The sequence below is a fragment of the Brevibacterium sp. SIMBA_078 genome, assembly GCF_046534565.1.
Taxonomy (GTDB): Bacteria; Actinomycetota; Actinomycetes; order Actinomycetales; family Brevibacteriaceae; genus Brevibacterium.
Genome location: NZ_JAWRYQ010000003.1, coordinates 274,467 through 298,157 on the forward strand (window position 1 = coordinate 274,467; position 23,691 = coordinate 298,157).

The window sequence follows — 23,691 nt, forward strand, 5'->3', positions numbered from 1 at the left end:
AGAGAGGATGCAGACATGCCCACCGATCCCACGATCATCCGGGACCTGGCCCGGGCCCACGGTCTCGACATCATCACCGATTCCATCGTCATCAACGAGCTCGGCCTCGACTTCCAGGTCGCCATCGCCGAGGCGGTCGACGGTCGATCCTGGGTGCTCCGGATACCCCGACGTCCGGATGTCTCCGCCCGAGCCGCCGTCGAGGGCCGGTTCCTGGGCGCCGTCGCACCGCATCTGAGCGTCGCGGTCCCCGATTGGCAGATCCACTCGAATGACCTCATCGCCTACCCGCTGCTGCCGGGTACACCCGGACTGACGATCGATGACAGTGGTCAGCCGCAGTGGCATTTCGATGTCGAATCCCCCGAGTATGCCGCATCTCTGGGATCGGTCCTCGCCGAACTTCACACCGTCGACCCGGCTGTCGTTCGGGACACGGGCATTCCGGAGTTCTCCCCCACGCAGATCCGACGGCGCAAGCGCGAAGACATCGAGCACGTCGCCGCCGAGTTCGAGGTGGCGCCGTCTCTGCTCCGGCGGTGGACCGCATGGCTCGACGATGACAGCTATTGGCCGTCGTTCTCAACCGTGACTCATGGCGAGGTGTATCCGGCGCATCAGCTCATGGACGGACCCGTCAATCTGAGCATCCTCGACTGGACGACCGCTGCAATCGGCGATCCGGCCAGAGATTTCATGTTCCACCACGCCAGCGTCTCGGCCTCAGCGTTCGAGAACACGACAGCGCGATACGTGGAAGCCGGCGGTCGGATCTGGCCCCGGTTCGCCGAGCACTGCGGCGAGCTCTACTCGACTTCGCCCGTCGAATTGGGGCTGTACGCTCTGCAGACCGGAGTCCCGGAGCATATGAGTGCGGCACGAATTCAGTTGAACCCGCAGATCTGAACCGACTTCAATTGCCGTGCGATGAGCACAGGCATTTCATCGGCCACAGTGCAGGTTCCCTTGATTCGTGAGCCACTTCATCGAATCATTTGGCTGCGCCATCGTTCGATATGATTTTCAACTACTCTCCACCTGGCAATTGTCTGTGATGTTTCATCACTGTTGTGTTGCCGCATCGCCGGAAGAGGGCAATTGATATTACCGAGGCCGAGCGCAAAAAGTCCGAGGGGCCAGCGAATCAATTCGCTGGCCCCTCGGACCTAATCGGAAGTTATCGGCTTTCGAATGAGCCTCTTACTTCTCCGCTGCTTCGTATGCTTCGACGATCTCCAGCGGGATCCGTCCACGATCACCGAGCTGGTACCCGTTGTTCTGAGCCCACTCGCGGATCTTCGCCGTGTCCCGCTTGGGGCCCGACGAACCCGCACGGCGGCCACGGCCACCGGTGTTGGCTACACGACGTGCTTTGGCGATGAATGGGGCGAACGTCTCACGGAGCTTGTCTGCATTCTCGGTTGAGAGCTCGAGTTCGTACGTTGCCTGGTCGAGGCTGAAACGAACGGTTTCCGCCGCTTCGCTTCCGTCGAAATCATCCGTGAGAACGAGGCGCATTTCCCTTGCCATGTTCACTCTTTTCGTAATCAGAGGATTTTGTCGCTGTCATCTTAACATCCGTTCGGGGATTATCGTCGACTTCGCTAACTTCAATCTCTGAATAGTATTTATCTACCTGTTCGCGTTCATTGCGATCTGCGCGGACGATATTCCGGAACACATACCAGAACAGCAATCCCACACAGATCGACGGGAGCAGTGCTTTGAGGATATCCAACATAATCAGATCAGCCCTCCTGAGCCGAGTCCTCCTGCGAAGAAGCCAACGGCTTGGTGAATGGGAACAGAATGGTTTCACGAATTCCCAAACCGGTCAGCGCCATGAGCAGACGGTCGAGTCCCATGCCCATTCCGCCGGTCGGCGGCATTCCGTGCTCCATCGCCATGAGGAAGTCCTCGTCGAGGCCCATCGCCTCGTCGTCACCGCGAGCGGCGTCCGCGGCCTGAGCCTCGAAACGCTGACGCTGGATGATCGGGTCGACGAGCTCCGAGTAGCCGGTGGCCAGCTCGAAGCCGCGCACGTACAGATCCCACTTCTCCACGACGCCCTTCTTCGTCCGGTGCTCACGCACCAGCGGTGAGGTGTCGACCGGGAAGTCGGTGACGAAGGTCGGAGCCCACAGCTTGTCCTGGTAGAAGTGCTCCCACAGCTCTTCGACGTACTTTCCGTGTGAGCGGAAGACTCCGCCCATGTCGACGCCGTTGTCGGCGGCGATCTTGTCGAGGACGTCCAGCCCGGTCTCCGGGGTCACCTCGACGCCGGACAGCTCGGACAGGGAGTCGTACATGCTCACGACCGGCCAGTCTCCGCCGAAGTCGTAATCCGTGCCGTCGTCGAGAGTCACGACGAGCGATCCGGTGGCCTCCTGGGCGGCATTCTGGATGAGGGTCTTCGTGAGATCGGCGATCGAATGGTAATCGCCGAAGGACTGGTAGGCCTCGAGCATCGCGAATTCCGGGGAGTGAGTGGAGTCAGCGCCCTCGTTGCGGAAGTTGCGATTGATCTCGAAGACGTTCTCGATTCCGCCGACGATCGCCCGCTTGAGGAACAGCTCCGGGGCGATGCGCAGGTACATGTCGATGTCGTAGGCGTTCATATGCGTCTTGAACGGGCGCGCCGAGGCACCGCCGTGCATGGTCTGCAGCATCGGCGTCTCGATCTCGACGAAGTCCTGGTCCGCGAACGTCTTCCGCAGCGACGACATCACCTTGGCGCGGGTGAGCATCGTCTCCCGAGCCTGCTCGCGGGTGATGAGGTCGAGGTAGCGCTGGCGGACGCGGGTGTCCTCGGCGAGTTCGGTGTGCAGTCCGGGCAGCGGACGGAGGGCCTTCGACGCCATGGTCCAGGAGTCCGCGAGGACGGAGAGCTCACCGCGCTTGGACTTAATGACCTTGCCGTGCAGGAACAGGAAGTCACCGAGGTCGACGTCGGTCTTGAAGTCATCCAGACGCTCCTGGCCGACTTCGCGCAGCGAGAGCATACCCTGCAGACGGGTGCCGTCACCGGACTGCAGTGTGACGAAGCAGAGTTTGCCGGTGGTGCGGACGAAGACAACGCGGCCGATGACGCCGACGATGGCCTCGGTCTCCTCCCCCGCCTCGAGTCCGTCGTGGGCGGCGTGGACCTCGGCGAGGCTGTGGGTGCGGGGCACCGTCACCGGGTAGGCATCGGTTCCGTCGTCGAGGAGACGCTGGCGCTTGTCCTTTCGAATCCGGATCTGTTCCGGATCGAGGTGTTCGGGTGAAAGGTCTGCGTTCTCAGGTGTCTTCGAGTCGGTATTCGCCATGCATCAAGGCTACCGTGGACGGGCCGTACGGGGGAATTCGGCGGTCAGTCCAGAGCGCTCAGAATCTGCTGTGCCTGGGCCTCTGTGATGCGTCCCATCGCCAGCGCTTTCGCGGCCGTCGATCGGGCGAGTGCGATGTAGCTGTTGCGCACGGTCGGGTTCGATCGGCTGAGGCTGAACTCGCTCAGTGCCGCCAGGTGGGCTTCGACGGTTCCGACGTCACCACGGCTGATCGGACCGGTCAGTGCCTTCGGCCCGTTCTGCATGGTGTTGGCGACGCTGGCGTCGACGAGGGTGTGGAGGACGGCCGACGGATCGGCGACCCCTGCCTCGGTGAGCAGCTCCATGGCCTCGGCGAGGATCGTGATCGAATGGTTCGACGCGTGGGTGATGGCCGCGTGGTAGAGGGAACGGTCCGCCTCGGCGATGTCGATCGGTTCGGCACCGAGTTCGACGACGAGGGCCTCGCCAACCGGACGGATCGGCGCGGGCGCGGTGACCGCGATCGTCGCCTGCCGCAGACGGCTGAGATCGACATCTGTGCCGGTGAATGTCAGGGATGGGTGCAGAGCGATGGGCAGAGCGCCGAGGCGGGTCCCGGCGTCGAGGGCGTCCGTTCCGTATCGGCCGGAGCAATGTACGAGGATCTGCCCGGCGTGGATGTGGCCGAGGTCGGCCAGGCCCGTGACCAAGGGAGCGATCTCGTCGTCGGGGACGGCGATGAGCACGAGTTCGGCGCGTTCGGTGATCGCGTCGGGGTCGAGGATCGGCACTCCGGGCAGCATGTCCTCCGCGCGTTCGAGGCTGGCCGTCGAGGTGGCGCTGACTCCGATGATCGCGTGACCGGCCTGCCGCCAGGCCGCTCCGATGCTGGCTCCGACTCGACCGCAGCCGATGATTCCGATGCCCAGCCGTGGTGCGTCATCCTGGCTCATCCTTCGTCTTCCTCGTGGGTCTCGATGGGGCCGGTGCGTGCCGTCTTCGCGGCGGCGTCGAAGCGTTGGCGGGCGATCCGAGTGCGTTCGGCATGTTCGGTGAAGAAGCGTTTGGCAGCTTCGGCGTCCTGATGCTTCACGAGCGGGGTGATGGGTCCGGCGGTCGAGTGCACGGCCACGGTGCCCAGATTCAGCGACCTCATCAGCGGTCCTTGGTAGTAGCGCAGGGACTGGACCCTGACGTGGGGCACGAAGTCGACCCGGCGATCGAGGACTCCCAGGCGCAGCACGAGCAGGGACTCGGTGAGGGCATAGGCCCGTCGTTTCCAGACGAGGGGATCGAGGATCCGTGAGGAGCGCGGCTGCGTGTGGAACAGCTCCTCGGCCGCCGCTGCATCGGGGTGTGTGGATTTCCTGTCGTACATGGCCGACCGGACGAGGCCGTCGGCCGAGATGCCTTCGGGCAGCTGTGGGTCGGGCAGGGCGAGACCCACCATGAGCAGGGCCTGGTCGATATCGCCGACCGGCAGGAGCAGATTCTCGTCGTTCTTTCCACCGTCGCTGGCGATGTTGTATTCGGCTCTCCACCAGCCGGCCCAGCGCCACAGCAGCGGCTGGTGGAGGCAGACGGCCTGGAGCCGGTCGAGCGGGATGACTTTGCGGGACGTGGAGAAGAGTCCGTGGCTGACGGCCAGACCGTCTTCGCTGATGCGGACGACGAAGTTGGCATTGTCGAGGTTCTTCTTGAACGCGGTGAATGCGGCGAAGATGCCGGGCAGTCCACCGATGAGGATCGGGAGGAAGGCCTCTTCGACTCCGACGAGCAGGAACACGACGGCAATGACGACGAGGGCGATGATCACGCCGACGGAGATCAATGTTCCCGTGCTGAGCAGGGAGGACACGATGACCCGGTGAGCGGGCACACGGATGATCTCTCCCTCTTCGCCGACATCGGCCGAGAGGTTGTACGGGGCCAGCAGGTCGTTGAGGCTCCGTTCCGCTTCGTGGGAGACGTCGTCGGCCAGGACGCCCAGACGCTTGCTCAGTCGCACTCCGATGCTGTCGGCGCTGCGTTCGGGCACCGAGCGGTCGATGCCCGGCTGTGCTCCGTCCGCACCTGGGTCCAGACTGCCGTGGTCACCGGCATCAAAGCGTGCTGCACCGGCTCCTGCCGCACCACCTGTTCCTGCATGGGGCTCGGTTCCATCGTGCTCGGCTGCGGCTCCGGACACTGCATCGGCAGATGTCGCAGACGTCGCAGATGCGTTCTTCTTCGCTTTCACCGCTGCGAGAAGTTCATCGCGCAGCTCTTCGGCGCGCTTCTTCGACAGGTACTTCAGAGAGATGTTCGAGTCAGTGCCGCCGGCGACATCGAAGACGAGTTCGGCCATGCCGAGCATGCGCGGCAGCAGCTTCTGCTGCAGATCGATCGACTGGACGCGGTCGAGTCGGGCCTTGCGCAGCTTCTTCGACAGCAGTCCCCGACGGTAGTAGATCGCCTCGGCGTCGACCCGATATCCCATGACTCGCCACGCCAGCCAGCTGAAGAAGGCGGTGAGGACCAGGATCAGGATGATTCCACCGACGACGGCGAGGATCACGAGCGGGTGGGCGCCCAGCCATTCGGCGAAGGTGAAGTTGACGGAACGGCCGGAGGCCAGGTCTTCGACTGCGCTCTGGAAGAAGTTCTGCAGACCGTAGGCTGCGGCGATGAAGATACCGACGAGGACACCGAGGCTCTCGAGGATCGGCGTCAGCGGATGGACGCGGTGCCAGACCTCCGGTGCGGCCGCCTCGGTCCCGGGGTTCGGAGAGTTGGGCGAGGTTTCGTCGCTCATGGTCACAGCCCGGCGAGATTGGCCTGGCCGAGTCCGGCGAGGCTGTCGCGCAGGCGATCGGCTTCGGCGCGGGGCAGACCGGGGATCGTCGCGTCGGTGGCTGCCGACGCAGTGTGCAGTTTGACGGTGGCCAGACCGAACATGCGGTCGATGGGGCCTGCGTCGACGTCGACGAATTGGAGTCGGCCGTAGGGCACGACGGTGGCGCGGTGGAACATGATGCCGCGGCGGACGAGCAGGTCGTCCTCCCGTTCGGCATAGCCGATGGCGCGAGCCTGGCGGAGGATGATGATCGTCGAGATGATGCCGTAGACCGCAACGGCGATCCAGATGAGGTGCAGCCAGGGCACCTCGGAGTTGAAGATGATTGCGAAGACCAGTCCGGCGATGAGCATCGGGACGAGCAGCGTCATTGAGGCGAGGACCTCTTTCAGCCCGTATTTCGGACTCACCCGGTTGAAGGGCACATCGGCTCCGATGGAGAAGGAGAGGTCGCGGTTCATGCTGTTTCAGCTCCAGGCGGGTCTTGGGGTGGGATCTCGCAGAATCCCTCGACGATCATACCGACGATCATGAGCACGGCGGCAGAGATCATTGCGACAAGCATACCTGCGGCCAGGTCGTTCCGGATTCCCGGAGTCGACAGGAAGTAGTACCCTGCGTTGCCGAGATACCAACCGGAGAGTCCGGCCCCGGTCAGGGCACTGGCCTTGGCCATGATCGCCACTCTCGCCGCTTGGATCGGGTCGATCTCCTTCGTCCGGTCCCCGTCGTTCCATTTCTTGATGGGCCAGCCGAGCAGGAACAGGATGGCTGCGAGAACGAGCATGCCGATGACGGCGAACCACGGCAGTCCCGGCAGTGAGAACCCCTGGCTTTCGAGCACCACGTCGACCACGATCGCGAGAATCGTGCCGATGACGGCCCAGACGGCGAGGGTGGACGAGGAGGTTCTCTGCATGGTTCCCAGTCTCTCAGATCGCGGGCGGTTATCCAGAGGTGATCCGGGCGATGTCCTGGTCGTCGAGTTCACCCAGAACCGCGCTGATGGGCCGTCGGCCCTGCGGGGTGTCGATGAGTGTGTCTCCGGCGAGTTCCGCCCATGGAGCGAGGACGAAGGCGCGTTCGTGGGCGCGTGGGTGCGGCAGCGTCAGTCGCGGGCTCCGGCGGTACTGCTCGGCGTCCTCGCTGCCGAAGCGGATGAGGTCGATGTCGAGGGTGCGCGGTCCCCACCTGAGTTCGCGTGTCCGCCCGCAGGCGACTTCGATGCCCTGTGCCACCGAGAGCAGTTCGAGAGCCGACAGCGTGGTCGTCACGAGCACTCCGAGGTTGAGGAAGTCGGCCTGTTCGACTCCGCCCCAGGGTGCGGTGCGGAAGAGTGAGGACCGGCGGGTGACGGTGATGTCCGGATGCCGGTCGAGGGCGGCCACCGCCTGGTCGAGGGTGTCCGCGGCATCGCCGAGGTTCGCCCCGAGATTGAGATACGCTTCGGTTTCGTCCTCGGCTGTGCCGCCTGAAGCGGGCGCGGCGTCTGCGTCCGTTGCGGGCTCCCCCACCGAGGCGCCGGCAGAGTCGGCGCGGCTGCGTTCAACGCGGATGCGCACATCGTCGAAGGCTCGTTGGATCGGTGCCGAGGGTTTGTGGACGACGACTTCGACGTGCTCGCACAGGCTCAGGCAGTGGTCGGCGATGCGTTCGGCCAGCGTTTCGATGAGGTCGAAGGTGTTGTTCTCGACGATTCCGGCGACGTCTTCGGCGAGTTCGCCGTAGTGGATCGTCTCGGCGAGGTCGTCGGTGGCCGCGGCGCGTGCGACGGTGGTGTGCAGAGTGACGTCGATGACGAAGTCCTGGCCCTCGCGCTTCTCGAAGTCGAAGACGCCGTGGTTGCCATGCACCGTCAGTCCGCGCAGCTCGATGCGGTCGGGAGTCGCCTCGGTGCCGGTCATCGCCCGGCTCCGTCGATCCCGGAGTCCGCTACGGGGTCTGCCGCCGCTGCGGAGTGTTCCCTGACCGCGGCGATGACCTTGCAGGCGACCGCCGAGGTGGCCGGATCGTGGACGCGGACCGCCCAGGCACCGGCCTGTGCAGAGATCGCGGAGATCGTGGCCGTGGCCTGATCCTTCGCCGCCTGTTCGGCCTGTTTCGGGTCGTCGGGGCTGAGCAGGGAGGCGATGAAGCGCTTCCGGCTGGCGGCGACGAGGAGTCGGTGGTCGAGCGCGGCGAATTCGTCGAGCGCGGAGAGCAGCTGCCAGTTGTGTTCGGCATTCTTCGAGAACCCGAGGCCGGGGTCGACGATGATGTTCGCAGGCTTCACGCCGACGTCGATGGCTTCGTCGATGCGGGTGCGCAGTTCGGAGATCACCTCGGCGACGACATCGTCGTAGTGGAACGTCGCCGAAGCCTGATCGAGGTAGCCGCGCCAGTGCATGAGCACGATGGGAGCTCCGGACTCGGCGGCGACGCTGAGCATGGTGGGATCCGACTGTCCGGCGGAGACGTCGTTGATGATGTGCGCCCCGGCTGCCAGGGATTCCGCGGCGACACGGGCACGCATCGTGTCGACGCTGATGACGGCTCCGGCCGCAGCGAGCTCACGGACGACCGGAACGACTCGACGCAGCTCTTCGGATTCGTCGACGCGGGCCGATCCCGGACGCGTCGATTCGCCTCCGACGTCGATGATGTCGGCGCCGTTGGCCATGAGTTCGAGTCCGTGGGCGACGGCCCGGTCATGGTCGAACCACAGTCCGCCGTCGGAGAAGGAGTCTGGGGTGACGTTGAGGACGCCCATGATCTGCGTCGTCTTCGCGGCTGTTTCGTCCATCGCTGTGTGATCCGTGTTCTGCCTCAGCGACCGAGGATGAGACTCATCGCTTCTGCTCGGGAGGCGCTTTCGCGCAGCTGCCCGCGCACGGCCGAGGTGATCGTCGAAGCGCCGGGCTTGCGGACGCCGCGCATGGTCATGCACAGGTGTTCGGCTTCGACGACGACGATGACGCCCTGCGGTTCGAGATGATCGACGAGCGCGTCGGCGATCTGCGAGGTCAGGCGTTCCTGCACCTGGGGGCGCCGCGCATAGATCTCGACGAGGCGAGCCAGCTTCGACAGTCCCGTGACCTTGCCGTTCTTGCTCGGGATGTAGCCGATGTGGGCGACTCCGTGGAAGGGCACGAGGTGGTGTTCGCAGGTCGAGTAGAGGTCGATATCGCGGACGAGGACGAGTTCCTCGTGGCTGATGTCGAAGGTGACGCCGAGGACTTCGGCCGGGTCGCGGTGGAGTCCCGCGAAGATCTCCTCGTAGGCTCGAGCCACTCGGCCGGGAGTCTCGACCAGACCTTCCCGGTCGGGGTCTTCGCCGACGGCGATGAGGATCTCACGCACGGCAGCGGCGATGCGCTCCTGGTCGACCTTGTTGTCCTGCCCTGCGGGGGCGGGGCCGAGACCGGCGGAGACCTCTTCGATATCGGCCATCAGTCGTTGTTCCCTCTGTCTTCGTTCGTGTCATTCGTCGCCGGTCCCCCGGTTCCCGGACCGCTCGTGCCGGGTCCTCCGGTCGGTCCCCCTGTGGGGCCTCCCGTCGGGCCGGTCGGGCCGTTCGGGTTCTCGGGCCCCGGCGGGTTGTGCGGGACGTGGGGTCCGCTGACGCCCGTGGGTCCGGCGCCGGGGATGTCGGTGGTGTCCACCTCGGCGCCGGTCGATCCTTCACCGTCGCTGCGTTCGCTCTGCGGTGCGGGCGGAACGATGGGGCCGCGTTCGGACACGGGACGATCGTCGTGGGCCAGCCACACTTCGCGGGTGGCGCGTTTGACGACGGGGGCGAAGATCTCTTCGAGGGCGGACTGGTCCAGCGTTTCGCGTTCGAGCAGCTGGTAGGCGAGGTTGTCGAGCACATCGCGGTTGTGCGTCAGCGCCCAGTAGGCGTCGGCGTGCGCGGAGTCGATGAGACCACGGACTTCGCGATCGATCGAGGACAGGGTCGAATCCCCGTATTCGTCGCCGCCGCCGTAACCGCGTCCGGCGAAGGGTTCGGACTGGTCGTCGCCGATCTTGACCATGCCCAGCTTCTCGCTCATTCCGAACTGGGTGACCATCTTGCGGGCGATGTTCGTCGCCTTCTCGATGTCATTGCTGGCGCCGGTGGTCGGGTCGTGGAAGACGATCTCCTCGGCCACGCGCCCGCCCATGGCGTAGGCGAGCTGGTCGAGCAGCTCGTTGCGGGTCGTCGAGTACTTGTCCTCGCTGGGCAGCACCATCGTGTAGCCGAGTGCGCGGCCGCGCGGGAGGATCGTCACCTTCGTCACCGGGTCTGTCTGGTTCATGGCCGCGGCGACCAGTGCGTGCCCGCCCTCGTGGTAGGCGGTGACGAGGCGTTCCTTGTCGTTCATCAGTCGGGTCCGCTTCTGCGGGCCGGCGATGACACGATCGATGGCCTCATCGAGGATCCGGTTGTCGATGACCTTCGCATTCTCACGGGCGGTGAGCAGGGCCGCCTCGTTGAGGACATTGGCCAGGTCCGCACCGGAGAATCCGGGGGTCCGCTTCGCCACCTGCCCGAGGTCGACCTCGTCGGCCAGCGGCTTGTCGGCGGCGTGGACCTCGAGGATGTGCTTGCGACCCTTCATATCAGGGGCTTCGACGGGGATCTGCCGGTCGAAGCGACCGGGGCGCAGCAGCGCCGGATCGAGGACATCGGGACGGTTGGTTGCCGCGATGAGGATAACGTTCGTCTTGACGTCGAATCCGTCCATCTCGACGAGCAGCTGGTTGAGCGTCTGTTCGCGCTCGTCATGTCCGCCGCCCATTCCGGCGCCGCGCTGGCGCCCGACGGCGTCGATCTCGTCGATGAAGATGATGCAGGGGGCATTCGACTTCGCCTGTTCAAACAGGTCACGCACTCGGGAGGCACCGACGCCGACGTACATCTCGACGAAGTCGGAACCGGAGATCGAGTAGAACGGAACTCCGGCCTCACCGGCGACGGCTTTGGCCAGCAGGGTCTTGCCCGTACCGGGCTGACCGTAGAGGAGCACGCCCTTGGGGATCTTCGCTCCCACGGCCTTGAACTTCTCCGGCTCGGCGAGGAACTCCTTGATCTCTTCGAGCTCTTCGAGGGCCTCGTCGACTCCGGCGACGTCCTTGAAGGTGACGTCCGGGTTCTCCTTGTTGACGAGCTTCGCCTTCGACTTGCCGAAGTTCATCATCTTCCCGCCCGACATCTGCGAGATGAGGAACCAGAAGACGACGAAGATGATGACGAACGGGATGAGCGTGCCCAGCAGCGACATCAGCCAGCTCTGCTTGGGTACCTCATCGGTGAAGCCCTTGTCCGGGCCGGCGGAGTCGACGGCCTTGACGACCTGCTCGCCGCGCTGTTCGACGTAGAAGAACTGGACCTTTTTGCCGAAGTCCTTGCCGTCGACCTTGTAGTCGTCCTTGAGAGTGAGGTCGACGCGCTGGTCCTTGTCGACGATCTTGGCCTGTTCGACCTTGTCGTCCTCCAGCAGCTGCAGACCCTGTTCGGTGTCGATTTGGCTGAACCCGGACTGGCTGAACAGCAGAGCACCGATCGATACGACGAGCAGCGCCAGGACGATCCAGACCAATGGGCCCTTCGTCGCCTTGTTCAGCAGGGGGCGACGTTTGTTCGACTCGGCCATAAGTCCTCTCAGGAAAAAGATGTGGGCAACCGTTTCAGGCTACCGAGGCTGCCTGGGAACATCCCCCACAGCCTAATACTTCGCACCCCTATAGCCCGAATGCGTGCCGAATCTATTCCGTCACAGGCCCCGGACCCGGCCCGGGTTCGCCGCGGGCGTAAAAAGCGGTGCCAGCGGGCTCAGCTGTAGACGTGCTGAGCCAGGGTCGCCACGAACGGCACGTTGCGGTACTTCTCCGCATAGTCGAGACCGTAGCCGATGACGAATTCGTTGGGCACGTCGAAGCCGACGTACTTGACGTCGATGTCGACCTTGACGGCTTCGGGTTTGCGCAGCATCGTGCAGATCTCGACGGTGGCGGCCCCGCGGGTGCGCAGGTTCTGGACCAGCCAGGACAAGGTGAGGCCGGAGTCGATGATGTCTTCGACGATGAGGACGTGACGATCGGTGAGGTCGGTGTCGAGGTCCTTGAGGATCCGCACGACGCCGGAGGATTTGGTGCCCGAACCGTAGGAGGAGACGGCCATCCAGTCCATCGTCACCGGTGAGTGCAGGGCCCGGGCGAGGTCGGCCATGACCATGACGGCGCCCTTGAGGACGCCGACGAGGAGGATGTCCTTGTCTTTGTAGTCTTCATCGATGGCGGCGGCCAGTTCAACGAGTCTTGCGGCTATCTGCTCTTCCGAGACGAGTACTTTTTCGATGTCATTGCCGAGATCGTTGATGTCCACGAGTGTCGATTCTCCTCAGATGCGGGTCCTGGAGATTCCATTATGGGTCACTTTGCCTCACCGGTGCCAGTGGGCCCGGATGGCGGCGCCAGTTCGTCGTCGACGGTCCCCGGACCGGCCGACAGCCAACCGGTGATCGCCATGAGGGCGGAGATGATGACCATGAACCACAGCGGCACCTGCCAGCCGCCGCTGATGCCGAGCAGTCCGCCGACGGCCAGCGGGCAGAGTGCGGCGAGCACATAGCCCGACGACTGGACGAATGCCGAGGTGGAGGCCGTGACGGAGACCTCGCGAGTGCGGGAGGTGATGAGCGCCAGCGCGGCGGGGAACGCGAAACCGCCGTATCCGAGCAGAGCCGCCCACAGCCAGGGGAGGCTGACCGGGCTGAGCAGCAGTCCGGTATAGCCGGCGACGGCGCTGGCCCCGAAGGAGACGAGGAAGACGCGCGGGGCGATGCCCCGGACGATGATCTGCGGGGCGAGGAATCCGCCGGGCAGACCGCCGAAGGTGACGATCGTGAGCATGATCCCGGCGAGGAAGGGGTCGAGTCCGGCGTCGCGGTAGATCTGCGGCAGCCATCCGAACTGGAGATAGGCATTGGCCGATTGGAGGCCGAAGAACATGGCCATATATCGCGCCTTGGGCGAAGTGAAGACCGCTCGCCGAGGCGGCGCCTCCTCCCGCTGCCCACCGGGCTCCGCTGCCTGTCCGGAGAGGACGGGTACGGACTTCAGCGTCCGCAGCACCGTCCAGGTGATGAGGGCGGACAAGGGCAGGACCACCCAGAAGCCGAGACCGAAGCGCCACCCGCCGAACTGTTCGGCTAACGGCGCAGTCAACAGCGAGGGCAGCATCGATCCGAGGCCGAGCGAGACGGTGAACGTCGTCGCTCCCAGGGTGGGCCGGTGCGGGAAGCGGGACTTCACGTAGACCGGCAGGATGACGTTGCCGATCGACATTCCGGCCAGGGCGAGGACCGTGAGCAGAGCGAAGGCCACCCATTCGGTGACGATGGCGCGCAGACCGACGCCTGCCAGGATGAGGGCCGCACTCAGGGCCAGAGCGGAGAACAGGCCGAGCCGTTTGAGCAGAGGTACGGCGATGATGCCGCAGATGGCGAACACGAGTCCCGGCAGAGCCGTGAGCAGACCGGTCTGCCATTCGGCCAGGGAGAATCCGTCGCTGACTTCGGAGAGCACAGGCCCCAGGGAGGAGGCGGCCGGGCGCAGCGAGGCGGCGATGAGGACGAGACAGGCCAGCGCCAGAATGTCGAGGCCGCGGGTGCGTCGGAAACCCTGCTCGGGCGAAGTCGTCATGGCCTCATCCTTTCAGACCGCTGTAGTCGTCGTACACGCGGGCCGCGGCCCCATAGAGGCACGCGGACGGGCACAGCTTTCGATGGTATACCGTTTGACGGTCGTAGGCTGAGCACATGATCGCTGTGAAGAATGTGCGCCTGTTCCCACGCACCCCCGATGCTCCCGCCGTCGATGTCGAGATCACCGAAGGGCGGTTCTCTCGCCTCTCTCCCGCCGAGGATTCCGCCCCCGAATCCGCGTCACCGGCGACCGAGACGGCATCGACCGAGGTCGAGGTCATCGACGGGGCGGGGCGGATCCTGTTGCCGAGCCTCGGCGATGTACACGCTCATCTGGATTCGAATCGGATGGGTCAGACGTTCCGACCGCACACCGCCGACGGCACTCTGCACGGGTACATCATGAACGACCGGGAGAACTGGCGGGGCGGCGAGCGCAGCGTCGCCGATCAGGCCGCGTTTGCGATTGCCAAGATCATCGCTTCCGGAGGCACGCGCATCCGGTCTCACGCACAGGTCGATGCCGACTGCGGTCTCGAGCGCTTCCACGGGGTCAGGGCCGCGCTCGAGGCTCATGCCGATGTCCTCGACTTCCAGATCGTCGCGTTCCCGCAGGCCGGAATCGTGCACGAGCAGGGCGTGCGAGCGCTGCTCGATGCGGCTCTGACCGAGGGCGCGGATCTTGTCGGCGGACTCGATCCGCTGCTCTACGACCGAGATCCGGTCTCCCACCTCGATGTCGTCTTCAGCCTGGCCGAGAAGCACGGCAAGGGCGTCGACATCCACCTCCACGAGGCGGGCACCGCAGGCCTGTTCACCCTCGAGGAGATCGTCGCCCGCACCCGGGCGACGGGAATGCAGGGTCAGGTCACGGTCTCACATGCCTTCGCTCTCAACACGAATCCGGAACCCGAGGTCGTCCGGATCCTCGATGTCCTCGCCGAGGCGGGAGTATCCCTGACGACGGTCGCCCCGGCCAAGGGCGTGCTGCCGCAGGCACTCATCCGTGAGCGCCGCATGGCCCTGGGACTCGGCGAGGATGGTCAGCGGGACTACTGGAGTCCCTATGGTGACGGCGATCTGCTGCGTCGGACCTGGCAGTTGGCGTTCACGAACGGGTTCCGCAGTGATGCCGACATCGAAGGCTGTCTCGATATCGCCTCCCGCGGAGGAGCTCAGGTCATGGCCGGTGCTCGTCCCGACGGTTCGGCGCTGGTCGACGATTCCCGGTTCGGACTGGCGGTGGGCGCTCCCGCCGACTTCTTACTCGTCGACGCCGATACGGTCACCTCGGCGATCATGGACTGTCCCAAGGACCGGGACGTGTTCAAAGGCGGTCGACTCATCGCCTCCGGTGGCGAACTTGCAGGCGGGCCGCGGCTGAGCTGAGCCTCAACGGGCCTTCGCCGCGAGCTGGAACACGGCCCGATCGCCGGAGACGACGACTTCCGTGTCGCCGGGCAGGGACAGGCGACCGCGTCTGCGGTCGCGGATGAGAGCGCAGAGTTCGGCGACCCGCACCGCTCCGAGGTTCTGTGCGGGCACGCCGAGTGAGATCACCCAGTCGCGCACGACGCGGCTGAGCACGGCATCGTCGAGTGCGGTGAAGACCTCCACCGGCACCGAGGCGGCTCCGCGGACCTGCTGCCCTACCGCCTCAGCGTGGGCATCGATGAAATCGGCGTCGGCTCGGCACAGGTCGGCGGTGCGGGCGAGGTTCGCGCTGATCGGTTGGCCGAGTTCGGCTTCGAGTCCGGACAACAGCCGCCGAGCCCGGACTCGGGTGAACGCGGTGTCGGCGTTCATCGGATCGTTCCAGATCTCGAGGCCCTGTGCCCGACAGGACGCTTCGGTCTGGTCTCGGTCGAGGCCGAGCAGGGGCCGCATGAGGCGACCGGCCAGCGGACTCATCCCGGCCAGGGACCGGGTGCCCGAACCGCGCATGAGGCCGAGCAGAACGGTCTCTGCCTGGTCGCTGCGGGTATGGGCGGTGAGAATCCAGACGGCTCCGGCTGCGGCCCGAGCGGTTTCGAGGGCGGCATAGCGGGCGGTGCGCGCCGCGGCTTCGAGGCCTTCGTCGCCGGCATCGATGCTCACCCTCATCACTTCGGCGGGCACGCCCCAGGATTCGGCGGTGGCGGCAACCCGGTCGGCCACCTCGGCGGTGACGGCCTGCAGACCGTGCTCGACGGTGACGGCACGGGCACGGATCTCACCGCGACGGTGCAAGAACGCGGTCGCGTGGAGCAGCGCCATCGAATCCGCTCCCCCGGACACTGCGACGATGACGCCCGGGACGGACGCTCCTCCGGCGGCGAGCGCTGCGCGCACGGCATTGCGGATGGCCGCGCTGGCCGGGTCGAGGGTCGGGCGCCTCGGCGACGATGCGCTGCGCGGACCCTCAGCCGTGGACACGGTCGAGCCAAAGCTGCGGATCGTGGATCTCTGCCGTGCGCGGCAGATTCGCGGGTTCGGCATAGATGCGGGAGAAGCTCTTCTGCCCGACCTCACGGCGGACGGCACGGACGAACTTCGCTCCGTCGCGATATTGGGCGAGTTTGAGGTCCATTCCGAGCAGATTGGTCAGTATTCCGCCCTGACTGGCGTCACGGCGGGCCTCGAACTTCCGGCGCAGCTGACGCACGCTCGGGATGACACCGGCTCCGACTTCGTCCATGACGACATCGGCGTGGCCTTCGAGCAGGGACAGGATCGCGGTGGCCTCGTCGAGTGCGGTGCGCATGTTCTCGTCGCGGATGAGGTCGATGATGCTGGCCTCGCCCTTGACGATGCGCCCGAGGGTGGCGAAGAGGTCAACGATCCCGCCGACTCCCGGCATCGTCAATCGGGTCGACACGGCTCCGGAGAGCAGGGTGCGCATGTGCTCGCGCAGCCAGGGCGCGGTCGCGAACTGCACTTGGTGGGTGGCTTCGTGGAGGGCCACCCACATGCGGAAGTCACGCGGATCGACGTCCATGGCCTTCTCCGCGATGAGCACGGCGGGGGCGACGAACATCAGCCGGCCCGTCTCCACGGCGAAGGGGTCGAACTGGCCGAGCACGCGGGTCGACAGGAGTGAGAGCACCCCGGCGACCTCGACGGCGCCGGCCTTCGCGGTGGCGGGGCTGACCGGGGCGGGCAGGGTCGCCTCATCGAGCATTCCGTTGACGGACTGCGCGTTGGCTTTGACCCAGCTGACCTGGTCGAGGACGAGCACGGAACCGGCGGCGAGGCGCCCGCGCACCTCATCGGCGTGCTCCGGCGGCAGCAGAAACGAGTCGAGCACGAGGTCCTGGGCGGTCAGCGCATTGTCCTTCATCCCCTCGACGAGGCCGTCGAGCACACCCGGTTCGGGGACCTTCGCCGCGGAGACGAGCTCACGGGCGGTGCGGGCGGCGAAGTTCTCGTCGATGATCATCGGCAGCCGCAGTTCGCGAGGGCTGTGACGATATCGTCCACGGTCTTTCTGGCTTCCAAGATCTTGTCCTTTTCCACGTCGTCGATCTGGATGGAGAATACGAGGTAGCGGCCTTCCGCGTCGAGCACTCCCCCGGCCAGGGAGGTCACGGTCGACAGCGTTCCGGTCTTCGCGTGCACCACCCCGGAGGCGTTCCTTTCGTCGAGGAATCGGTCGTGCAGGGTACCGGTCAGCCCGCCGACGGGGAAGTAGCTGACGAGTCCGGCCAGCGAGTCGTCGGCGACGACCGAGGCTTGCAGGACGGTCGTGAGATCGTGCGGGGCGATCCGGTTGTCATAGGACAGTCCCGAGGTGTCGACGAGGTGGGTGCGCCCGAGATCGACGGATTCGCCGAGGGCCTCGAGGACCGCTTTGGGACCGTTCTTGAGGCTGCCCTCCTGTCCCTGCGCGATGGCGACCTCGTTGCCGAGCATCTCGGCGACGACGTTGTCGCTGTGCACGAGCGCGTATTCGACGATCTCGGAGATCGTCGCCGATTCCACCCGGGCGAGTTCCTGCGGGTTCTCGGACTCGGACGGCGTCTTGGATTCGGACCGGTCAGTCGCCTCGGTGACGGTGATCCCGGTCTTCTTCAGCTCTTCTTCGAAGATCGAGAACGCGTCCTTGGCCGGGTGTTCGCTGCGGCCCCGCCACTCAGCGTTCTTCGACCCGACGTAGGCGGTGTCGACCATGATCGGCTGGATCGGGGTGATCACGCCCTTGGCGATGTCGGACCGGGACCAGCCGGAATCGAAGTCCTCGCCGACGTAGCGGCTCGTGTCCAGGTTGAGAGCCACCTCGGTGATGTTCTGGTCCTTGAGCGCGGCAGCGGTGTCTTCGGCCAGGGTCCGCAGTCCCCCGTGCCCGTTGACCGAACCGGGATCGGAGTCTCCGGCCGACAGGAGCACATCGCCGCCGCCGGTCAGCGTCAGGGTGTTCGTGTCCGCGTCGAAGTCCGTCGTCGTCGCCAAACGCTTCTCTCCGCCGATCGCGGACAGGGAGGCGGCCGCTGTGAGCACCTTCGTCACGGAGGCGGGAGTGCGCGGCTTCGTCTCGTCCTTCGCGTAGAGGACGTCGTCACTGATCCCGTCGCGGACCTCGAGTCCGAAGCCCTTGACCTTCGAGTCCTTGAGCACGGCGTCGATCGTCTTCGGGATCTGCGTGGGCACGGGAGCGGAATCGTCGACCGCCGAGGCGGGGGCGGGCACCTGCTGGGCGTGGGCCTGCGGAGTGGGCACGGTCTGGACCTCGACCTGGGGTTCGGTGGTCAGCACGCTGGGCAGGCCGGGCACGAGGTCGCAGGCGTCGACGGCGGCATAGGCACCGAGCGCGAGGACGATGATCCCTGCGGTGATCGCACCGCCCTTCTTCCGCCGCGAGGTCGCCTCTCTGCGGTCGCGGCGCGCGGAGCCGGAGTCCGACGGGTTCTGCGGCGCATCGGTGTCGTTCAAACTCAGGCTCTCATTCCTCGACGGCCGTGAGGCGGTCGCCGTCGGTGGGCGGTGACGGGGACTTGTACCATCTATTCTAGTGATGCACCCCTAACGTGAAGGAGCACTATGGAACTGCTGGCCACAATCGAGATCCCCCAGGGGTCCCGCAACAAATACGAAGTCGATCATGAGACCGGTCGGGTCAAGCTCGATCGCTACCTCTACACCTCGATGCAGTACCCCGCCGACTACGGCTATATCGAGGACACGCTCGGAAACGACGGCGACCCTCTCGATGTGCTCGTGCTGCTGCCCGAGCCGCTGTTCCCCGGTGTGCTCATCGACATCCGTCCCATCGGCATGTTCCAGATGGAAGACGAGGCAGGCGGCGACGACAAGGTCCTCGCCGTTCCCGCCGGCGACCCCCGCTGGGACTCCTACACCGACATCTCGGATGTGGACCAGTTCATGCTCGACTCGATCGAGCACTTCTTCAGCCGGTACAAGGACCTCGAGCCCGGCAAGTACGTCAAGGGTTCGTCCTGGGCCGGTCGCGAAGCCGCCGAGGCGGAGATCAACGCCTCCATCGAACGTTTCAAGGCCGAGGGCCACTGAGCCTTCCCCTCTCACCGCGCTGAGAGTTCAGCGCTGGTCTGCGACCGCCCGGATGATGACATCCGGGCGGTTTCGTTTGGCCCCCGACCGAGCCCCAGCGTGACGATCATCACGATTTCTTAGGTAACCCTAAGGGGCAGTGTGAGTCAGGTTATGCGATTGTCGTGTCATGAAACTCGATCATGTGTCATACGCCAGTGAACCTGACGGCTATCGTGCGACCGCTGAGCGGATCGCGGGCAAGCTCGGAGTGGCTCCCTACGACGGCGGTGTGCATCCTCGATTCGGCACCAGAAACCTCATCTTCCCCCTAGCGAACGGCCATTACCTCGAAGTCGTGGAAGCCTTGGAGCATCCGGCCGCTCTCTCGACGCCCTTCGGTCAGGCGGTCCGGGCTCGTTCCGAGCTCGGCGGCGGCTGGATGGGCTGGTGCGTCTCGGTCGACGATCTCACCGCAGTCGAAACCCGCCTCGAGCGCAAAGCTGTCGATGGAAACCGCACACCGGAATCCGGTTTGGAACTTCGGTGGCTGCAGATCGGCGTCAAGGGGCTCATCGCCGATCCCCAGCTGCCGTTCTTCATCAAGTGGTCCGCCGACTCCTCGCAGCACCCGTCGACGTACAAGACGAATGTGGGCGTCGACATCGACACCCTGCAGATCGCCGGGGACCGCGATCGTCTGCGCGATTGGCTGGGCACTCAGGATGCCAAGCCGATCTCGGAGATCAACATCGACTGGTCCGCTCCCCATGGCACGCCGGGCATCATGTCGGTGAGCTTCAACACGGAGACCGGACCCGTCACCATCTGAGACCCTCAGCGTCCGCGCACACAGCGGAGTCGAAGAAGGCCAGAGGCAGTGTCGCCTCTGGCCTTTTTCAGCTTATGGGCCTGGAGTCATCAGTCGCCCTGAGTCTCCGTCGGCAAGCCCTGCTCGCTTTCCGTCCCGTCTGCGTGCTTCCGACGCAGATGAGCGGCCGTCGCCATCGCACCGCCGACGGCGAGGAGACCTGCTCCGCCGCCGAGCAGCGGCAGAGTGCTGTCCGAACCGGTCCACGGCAGTTCACCGCCGTCCGAGCCTGACCCACCTGAACCGGATCCGCCTGAACCCGAGCCGCCGTTCGAAGAACCGCCGCCCGAACCGGAGCCGCCGGCAAGGGAGCCGCCGTCGCTGCCGGCACTCGCTGCCGCACCAGCTGCCGCGGCATCCTTCGCGCCGTCCTGCGACCCGGCAGTCGATCCGGAGCTGTCGGCGTCCGTTCCGGTCCTGTCGCCCTTGGCATCGGTGTCCTCACCGGTTCCGGCACCATCTGAGTTGCCGTTCTCATCCGAGTCCGTCGCCCCTTCATCTGTGCCGTCGGCGTCGGAGTCCTGGTCCTTCGGCGGTTCAGTCGGGTCCGGTGCTGATCCTCCGTCGCCCTTGATGACCTGCACGACCGTGGGCCGCGGCATCGCGGCCACTCCCTTGTCGACATCGGTTTCCTTGACATAATCGGGGAACTGCGAGTGCTGATCGGCATACGAGCCGTCCTCACCTGGGTGCTGAACTGCGACGAACGCGGATTCGTATTCGTCGTGGACGAGTGGTCCACAGACCTCGGCTTCGCGAGGTACGGACAGGAACTGTTCGACGCGGCCGCGCTGGTCGCCTTCGATGGTTACCTTGAACAGCCCGTCGCAGTAGCCGATGCCGTCGGGAGCACCGTCGGTGGAGATCCACAGGTTTCCGGCGGTGTCGAAGGCGACATTGTCCGGGCAGGAGATCGGTGAGACCTGATCGGCGGGGAAGCCGGAGAAGTAAGTGGCGTCGCCCTGCTTCGGGTCTCCGCAAACCAACAGCAGCGTCCAATCGAATTCGGTGCCTGTGTGATCGCCGGAGCGCTCGGTGATCTCGACGATATGCCCGTCGCGGTTCTCCGTGCGCGGATTGGCCTCATCTGCGGCGGCCTTCCCGTCGGTGCCGCGGTCGGAGTTGTTCGTGCAGGCGACGTAGATGCGGCCGTTGACCGGGTTGGGTTCGACGTCTTCGCAGCGGTCCATCTTCGTCGGGCCGACCTTGTCGGCGGCCAGACGGGTGTTGACGAGGACCTCTTCGACGGAGAATCCTGACACCTGCGACTTGCCGTCCTTGACCAGCGGAAGCCACTGTCCGCTGCCGTCGAACTCGCCGTCGGCGGGCACCTCACCGCTGCCGTCGATCTCGGACTTCGGTGAGTTGCCGGTGAACTTCGCGACGTAGAGGTCGCCGTCGGTCAGCAGCGTCTTGTTGTGTTCGCGATCGCCCTCGACGTAGGTGTCCTTCGAGACGAACTTGTAGAGGTAGTCGAACTTCTCATCGTCTCCCATATAGGCCACGGCGTGGCCCGAATCGGAGATCGTGATATTGGCTCCCTCGTGCTTGAACCGGCCCATATTCGTGTGTTTGTGAGGTGTGGAGTTCGGATCCCAAGGGTCGACTTCGACGATCCAACCGAACCGGTTCGCTTCGTTCGCATAGCCGGGGTTGTTCGTGTCGAATCGGTCGACATCGGCTTCCCAACCGTTGGCCGAGTCTTCGCTGTCGAGTCCGTAGCGCTTGTCGGCCGCCGAGGTGCCCTGCGCCTTGAAGTACGAGTTGAAGTTCTCTTCACCGGAAACCAATGTGCCCCATGGTGTGAGCCCACCCGAGCAGTTTCCGAGGGTGCCTTGCGCCTTGTCACCGTTCGGGTAGTCCTTCGTCCGCAGCAGATCGGAACCGGCAGCGGGTCCGGTGAACTCGTACTCGGTGTCGATGAGGAACCGGCGGTTTTTCTTTCCGTTGACGTCGACCGTCCACGTTGACTTCTCGTCCGTGCGGATGAGTTCGGCAACGGTCAGTCCGTGGGCTTCACGGCTGATCGCCCGCTGATCGGCTCCGTCCATGTCCTCGGGGTACATGATGGCATCGTTCGTGTATTCCTGGTTGGCGAAGAGCACGGCCCGGTTCGAGTCGTCGGGGTCGATCTGAATGGACAGGAAGTCGTTGTTGTAGCCGAACTGGCGGCGCTGCGCCTCTGGGCTCTGATTCTCTGGGTCGAACCTCGGGGAGTCGGGGAACAAGGGATCTCCCCAGCGGACGATCGGATGCCAAGAGTAGCCTTCGGGGACGATGAATTCGTCGACCTCGTGCTGGACCGGGTCGATGGCGGTGAAGGCCAGACTGCCTGCGGTGGCCGCGGCGGCAGAGCGTGCGGTCGGACTCGGTGCGGTGGTCACTGCGATGGCCAAGGCGCCGGCAGCCGAGGCACCGAGAACCGCGCGACGGCTGAGCTTGGCATTGACGATATCGCGGAAATACCCATTTGCCGATGTGTTGCAGGTGGCCTTGAGGCAGGCGTTGTCGCACTTCAGTGCGCACGTGACGGGGCTGCGCTTGCCACGCACATGGTCGGCCATCGGCAGAAAGGTTCGCATCGATTCTCTCCTTGTATCGGGTATCTTCCCAGTCCGGGGCCCGCCCGGTACAGAGGGCGGAGCCGGAAGGACTCACCCGATCGAGACTGTCACTGGCAAGCGGCCCTGGAACTACCCGCCGGTGAATCAGAGGTGAACCCGGAGGGAGGAATGAGTGTCCCGACCTCGCTTGTCCCGACCTCACCTGCCGCACTCAGCCGATGTCGACGAGGGCGAGCACGCCCGGGGCGAGGAATCCGACGGCGTCGATGATGACGTGCGCCCACACCAGCGGCATGAGTCTGCCCTTGCGCAGGAAGTACCAGCCGAAGATGATGCCCATGGCGACGTTGCCGATGAACGGGCCGATGCCCTGGTAGAGGTGGTAGCTGGCGCGGAAGATCGCCAGGGAGATGATGATCGGCCACGGTCCGTACCCCAGCTGCCGCAGTCGCAGCGCCCCGAAGCCGAAGATGAGCACCTCTTCGAGGATTCCGTTCTTCGCCGCCGAGAGCAGCAGCACCGGGATCGTCCACCAATGATCGCCGAGGTTGGACGGCTGGATCTCGGCCGTGATCCCCAGTGCCCTGCCGCCCGCGTACACCCCGAGGGTGCCGATGCCGATGACGAGGAAGATGAGGGCACCGTGGCCGAGGTCGCGCAGTCGGTGCCCGTCGACTCCGAGACGGGTCGGCAGGGGCTGGGCCGGTCGGTCGCGACTGAGCAGGTAGATCGCGAGGGCGACGGGAACGAGGGTGAAGCCGATGTCGAGAAGCTGGTAGATGAGGTCGAAGCCCGGCCGGGGCGAGATCGAGGTGTTGAGTTTGGCCTGGGCGTCGCTGATCGGTCCGCGCGTGGCGATGTCTGCCAGACGGACGATCGCATAGACGGATGCCTGCCCCAGAGACAGCGCCGCGATGAGGCCGAGCTCGAACCGCAGGCGCTTTCTCTCCAGTGGTTCGAGCTCGGTCGTCATGGACTC

General features: G+C 65.2%; 21 protein-coding genes. 4 read left to right on the forward strand and 17 right to left on the reverse strand.

Features of this window, described 5'->3' with window-relative positions; all coding sequences use genetic code 11:
- Nucleotides 1-15: 15 nt before the first annotated feature.
- Entirely contained in the window at nt 16-906 is an 891-nt protein-coding gene (locus SB749_RS13120) for a macrolide 2'-phosphotransferase (RefSeq protein WP_410710685.1), read from the forward strand.
- 294 nt (nt 907-1,200) lie between these two features.
- On the opposite strand, the gene SB749_RS13125 is transcribed toward SB749_RS13120, so the two are convergent.
- From SB749_RS13125 to SB749_RS13180, 12 genes are all read right to left on the reverse strand, one after another.
- The gene (locus SB749_RS13125; protein ID WP_092015973.1) at nt 1,201-1,530 is read right to left on the reverse strand and encodes a histone-like nucleoid-structuring protein Lsr2; all 330 of its coding nucleotides are present in this window, start codon (nt 1,528-1,530) and stop codon (nt 1,201-1,203) included.
- A gap of 218 nt (nt 1,531-1,748) precedes the next feature.
- Nucleotides 1,749-3,308, reverse strand: coding sequence for a lysine--tRNA ligase (lysS, locus tag SB749_RS13130; RefSeq protein WP_410710686.1), 1,560 nt, complete (start codon nt 3,306-3,308; stop codon nt 1,749-1,751).
- 44 nt (nt 3,309-3,352) lie between these two features.
- Nucleotides 3,353-4,243: a Rossmann-like and DUF2520 domain-containing protein gene (locus SB749_RS13135; protein ID WP_410710687.1), complete on the reverse strand. Its 891-nt coding sequence runs from the start codon at nt 4,241-4,243 to the stop codon at nt 3,353-3,355.
- On the reverse strand, nt 4,240-6,084 hold the full coding sequence (locus SB749_RS13140) for a PH domain-containing protein (RefSeq protein WP_410710688.1): 1,845 nt from the start codon (nt 6,082-6,084) through the stop codon (nt 4,240-4,242). Before SB749_RS13140 ends, SB749_RS13135 begins: the two co-directional genes overlap by 4 nt.
- A gap of 2 nt (nt 6,085-6,086) precedes the next feature.
- Complete coding sequence (locus SB749_RS13145; RefSeq protein WP_410710689.1) at nt 6,087-6,587, reverse strand: PH domain-containing protein; 501 nt, start codon at nt 6,585-6,587, stop codon at nt 6,087-6,089.
- Nucleotides 6,584-7,045 carry a DUF3180 domain-containing protein gene (locus tag SB749_RS13150; protein WP_410710690.1) on the reverse strand — a complete coding sequence of 154 codons (462 nt, stop codon included), beginning with the start codon at nt 7,043-7,045 and terminating at the stop codon, nt 6,584-6,586. Before SB749_RS13150 ends, SB749_RS13145 begins: the two co-directional genes overlap by 4 nt.
- A gap of 28 nt (nt 7,046-7,073) precedes the next feature.
- Entirely contained in the window at nt 7,074-8,030 is a 957-nt protein-coding gene (folK, locus tag SB749_RS13155; protein WP_410710691.1) for a 2-amino-4-hydroxy-6-hydroxymethyldihydropteridine diphosphokinase, read from the reverse strand.
- Nucleotides 8,027-8,908 carry a dihydropteroate synthase gene (gene folP / locus SB749_RS13160; protein ID WP_410710692.1) on the reverse strand — a complete coding sequence of 294 codons (882 nt, stop codon included), beginning with the start codon at nt 8,906-8,908 and terminating at the stop codon, nt 8,027-8,029. Before folP ends, folK begins: the two co-directional genes overlap by 4 nt.
- 23 nt (nt 8,909-8,931) lie before the next feature.
- A complete protein-coding gene (gene folE, locus SB749_RS13165; RefSeq protein WP_172173815.1) occupies nt 8,932-9,555 on the reverse strand; it encodes a GTP cyclohydrolase I FolE in 624 nt (207 codons plus the stop codon).
- Nucleotides 9,555-11,741 (reverse strand): ATP-dependent zinc metalloprotease FtsH, encoded by a 2,187-nt coding sequence (gene ftsH, locus SB749_RS13170; RefSeq protein ID WP_410710693.1) that lies wholly within the window; start codon nt 11,739-11,741, stop codon nt 9,555-9,557. Before ftsH ends, folE begins: the two co-directional genes overlap by 1 nt.
- Before the next feature lie 179 nt (nt 11,742-11,920).
- Nucleotides 11,921-12,472 (reverse strand): hypoxanthine phosphoribosyltransferase, encoded by a 552-nt coding sequence (gene hpt / locus SB749_RS13175; protein WP_025778026.1) that lies wholly within the window; start codon nt 12,470-12,472, stop codon nt 11,921-11,923.
- A gap of 47 nt (nt 12,473-12,519) precedes the next feature.
- Nucleotides 12,520-13,791, reverse strand: a complete 1,272-nt coding sequence (locus SB749_RS13180; protein WP_410710694.1) for a CynX/NimT family MFS transporter — start codon at nt 13,789-13,791, stop codon at nt 12,520-12,522.
- A gap of 116 nt (nt 13,792-13,907) precedes the next feature.
- Here SB749_RS13180 and SB749_RS13185 point away from each other — a divergent pair, with 116 nt between their 5' ends.
- On the forward strand, nt 13,908-15,182 hold the full coding sequence (locus SB749_RS13185) for an amidohydrolase family protein (protein ID WP_410710695.1): 1,275 nt from the start codon (nt 13,908-13,910) through the stop codon (nt 15,180-15,182).
- A 3-nt stretch (nt 15,183-15,185) separates the two neighbouring features.
- Here the strand turns inward: SB749_RS13185 and tilS are convergent, their stop codons facing one another.
- Genes tilS through dacB form a run of 3 tightly spaced genes read right to left on the reverse strand, consistent with a single transcriptional unit; the run spans nt 15,186 to nt 18,701 of the window.
- Nucleotides 15,186-16,208, reverse strand: coding sequence for a tRNA lysidine(34) synthetase TilS (tilS, locus tag SB749_RS13190; RefSeq protein WP_410710696.1), 1,023 nt, complete (start codon nt 16,206-16,208; stop codon nt 15,186-15,188).
- Nucleotides 16,195-17,211, reverse strand: a complete 1,017-nt coding sequence (locus SB749_RS13195) for a zinc-dependent metalloprotease (protein WP_410710697.1) — start codon at nt 17,209-17,211, stop codon at nt 16,195-16,197. The genes tilS and SB749_RS13195 overlap by 14 nt, the downstream gene beginning before the upstream one ends.
- Complete coding sequence (gene dacB, locus SB749_RS13200; RefSeq protein WP_410710698.1) at nt 17,208-18,701, reverse strand: D-alanyl-D-alanine carboxypeptidase/D-alanyl-D-alanine-endopeptidase; 1,494 nt, start codon at nt 18,699-18,701, stop codon at nt 17,208-17,210. Before dacB ends, SB749_RS13195 begins: the two co-directional genes overlap by 4 nt.
- Nucleotides 18,702-18,809: 108 nt before the next feature.
- On the opposite strand from dacB, the gene SB749_RS13205 reads away from it, so the two are divergent.
- Both SB749_RS13205 and SB749_RS13210 read left to right on the forward strand, forming a co-directional pair.
- A complete protein-coding gene (locus SB749_RS13205; RefSeq protein WP_139907224.1) occupies nt 18,810-19,298 on the forward strand; it encodes an inorganic diphosphatase in 489 nt (162 codons plus the stop codon).
- Nucleotides 19,299-19,467: 169 nt separating this feature from the next.
- Nucleotides 19,468-20,109 (forward strand): VOC family protein, encoded by a 642-nt coding sequence (locus tag SB749_RS13210; RefSeq protein ID WP_410710699.1) that lies wholly within the window; start codon nt 19,468-19,470, stop codon nt 20,107-20,109.
- An 89-nt stretch (nt 20,110-20,198) separates the two neighbouring features.
- On the opposite strand, the gene SB749_RS13215 is transcribed toward SB749_RS13210, so the two are convergent.
- A complete protein-coding gene (locus tag SB749_RS13215) occupies nt 20,199-22,730 on the reverse strand; it encodes a PhoX family protein (protein ID WP_410710700.1) in 2,532 nt (843 codons plus the stop codon).
- A gap of 193 nt (nt 22,731-22,923) precedes the next feature.
- Complete coding sequence (locus SB749_RS13220; protein WP_410710701.1) at nt 22,924-23,685, reverse strand: CPBP family intramembrane glutamic endopeptidase; 762 nt, start codon at nt 23,683-23,685, stop codon at nt 22,924-22,926.
- Nucleotides 23,686-23,691 lie beyond the last annotated feature (6 nt).

Bases quoted from the DNA above. Each gene is read 5' to 3' on its own strand.
- SB749_RS13135 (WP_410710687.1), bottom strand. From the start codon at position 4,243: ATGAGCCAGGATGACGCACCACGGCTGGGCATCGGAATCATCGGCTGC.
- SB749_RS13205 (WP_139907224.1), top strand. From the start codon at position 18,810: ATGGAACTGCTGGCCACAATCGAGATCCCCCAGGGGTCCCGCAACAAA.
- SB749_RS13220 (WP_410710701.1), bottom strand. From the start codon at position 23,685: ATGACGACCGAGCTCGAACCACTGGAGAGAAAGCGCCTGCGGTTCGAG.
- SB749_RS13125 (WP_092015973.1), bottom strand. From the start codon at position 1,530: ATGGCAAGGGAAATGCGCCTCGTTCTCACGGATGATTTCGACGGAAGC.
- SB749_RS13180 (WP_410710694.1), bottom strand. From the start codon at position 13,791: ATGACGACTTCGCCCGAGCAGGGTTTCCGACGCACCCGCGGCCTCGAC.
- folE (WP_172173815.1), bottom strand. From the start codon at position 9,555: ATGGCCGATATCGAAGAGGTCTCCGCCGGTCTCGGCCCCGCCCCCGCA.
- ftsH (WP_410710693.1), bottom strand. From the start codon at position 11,741: ATGGCCGAGTCGAACAAACGTCGCCCCCTGCTGAACAAGGCGACGAAG.
- SB749_RS13195 (WP_410710697.1), bottom strand. From the start codon at position 17,211: ATGATCATCGACGAGAACTTCGCCGCCCGCACCGCCCGTGAGCTCGTC.
- SB749_RS13140 (WP_410710688.1), bottom strand. From the start codon at position 6,084: ATGAGCGACGAAACCTCGCCCAACTCTCCGAACCCCGGGACCGAGGCG.
- lysS (WP_410710686.1), bottom strand. From the start codon at position 3,308: ATGGCGAATACCGACTCGAAGACACCTGAGAACGCAGACCTTTCACCC.
- folK (WP_410710691.1), bottom strand. From the start codon at position 8,030: ATGACCGGCACCGAGGCGACTCCCGACCGCATCGAGCTGCGCGGACTG.
- SB749_RS13185 (WP_410710695.1), top strand. From the start codon at position 13,908: ATGATCGCTGTGAAGAATGTGCGCCTGTTCCCACGCACCCCCGATGCT.
- SB749_RS13150 (WP_410710690.1), bottom strand. From the start codon at position 7,045: ATGCAGAGAACCTCCTCGTCCACCCTCGCCGTCTGGGCCGTCATCGGC.
- SB749_RS13210 (WP_410710699.1), top strand. From the start codon at position 19,468: ATGAAACTCGATCATGTGTCATACGCCAGTGAACCTGACGGCTATCGT.
- SB749_RS13215 (WP_410710700.1), bottom strand. From the start codon at position 22,730: ATGCGAACCTTTCTGCCGATGGCCGACCATGTGCGTGGCAAGCGCAGC.
- SB749_RS13120 (WP_410710685.1), top strand. From the start codon at position 16: ATGCCCACCGATCCCACGATCATCCGGGACCTGGCCCGGGCCCACGGT.
- SB749_RS13145 (WP_410710689.1), bottom strand. From the start codon at position 6,587: ATGAACCGCGACCTCTCCTTCTCCATCGGAGCCGATGTGCCCTTCAAC.
- folP (WP_410710692.1), bottom strand. From the start codon at position 8,908: ATGGACGAAACAGCCGCGAAGACGACGCAGATCATGGGCGTCCTCAAC.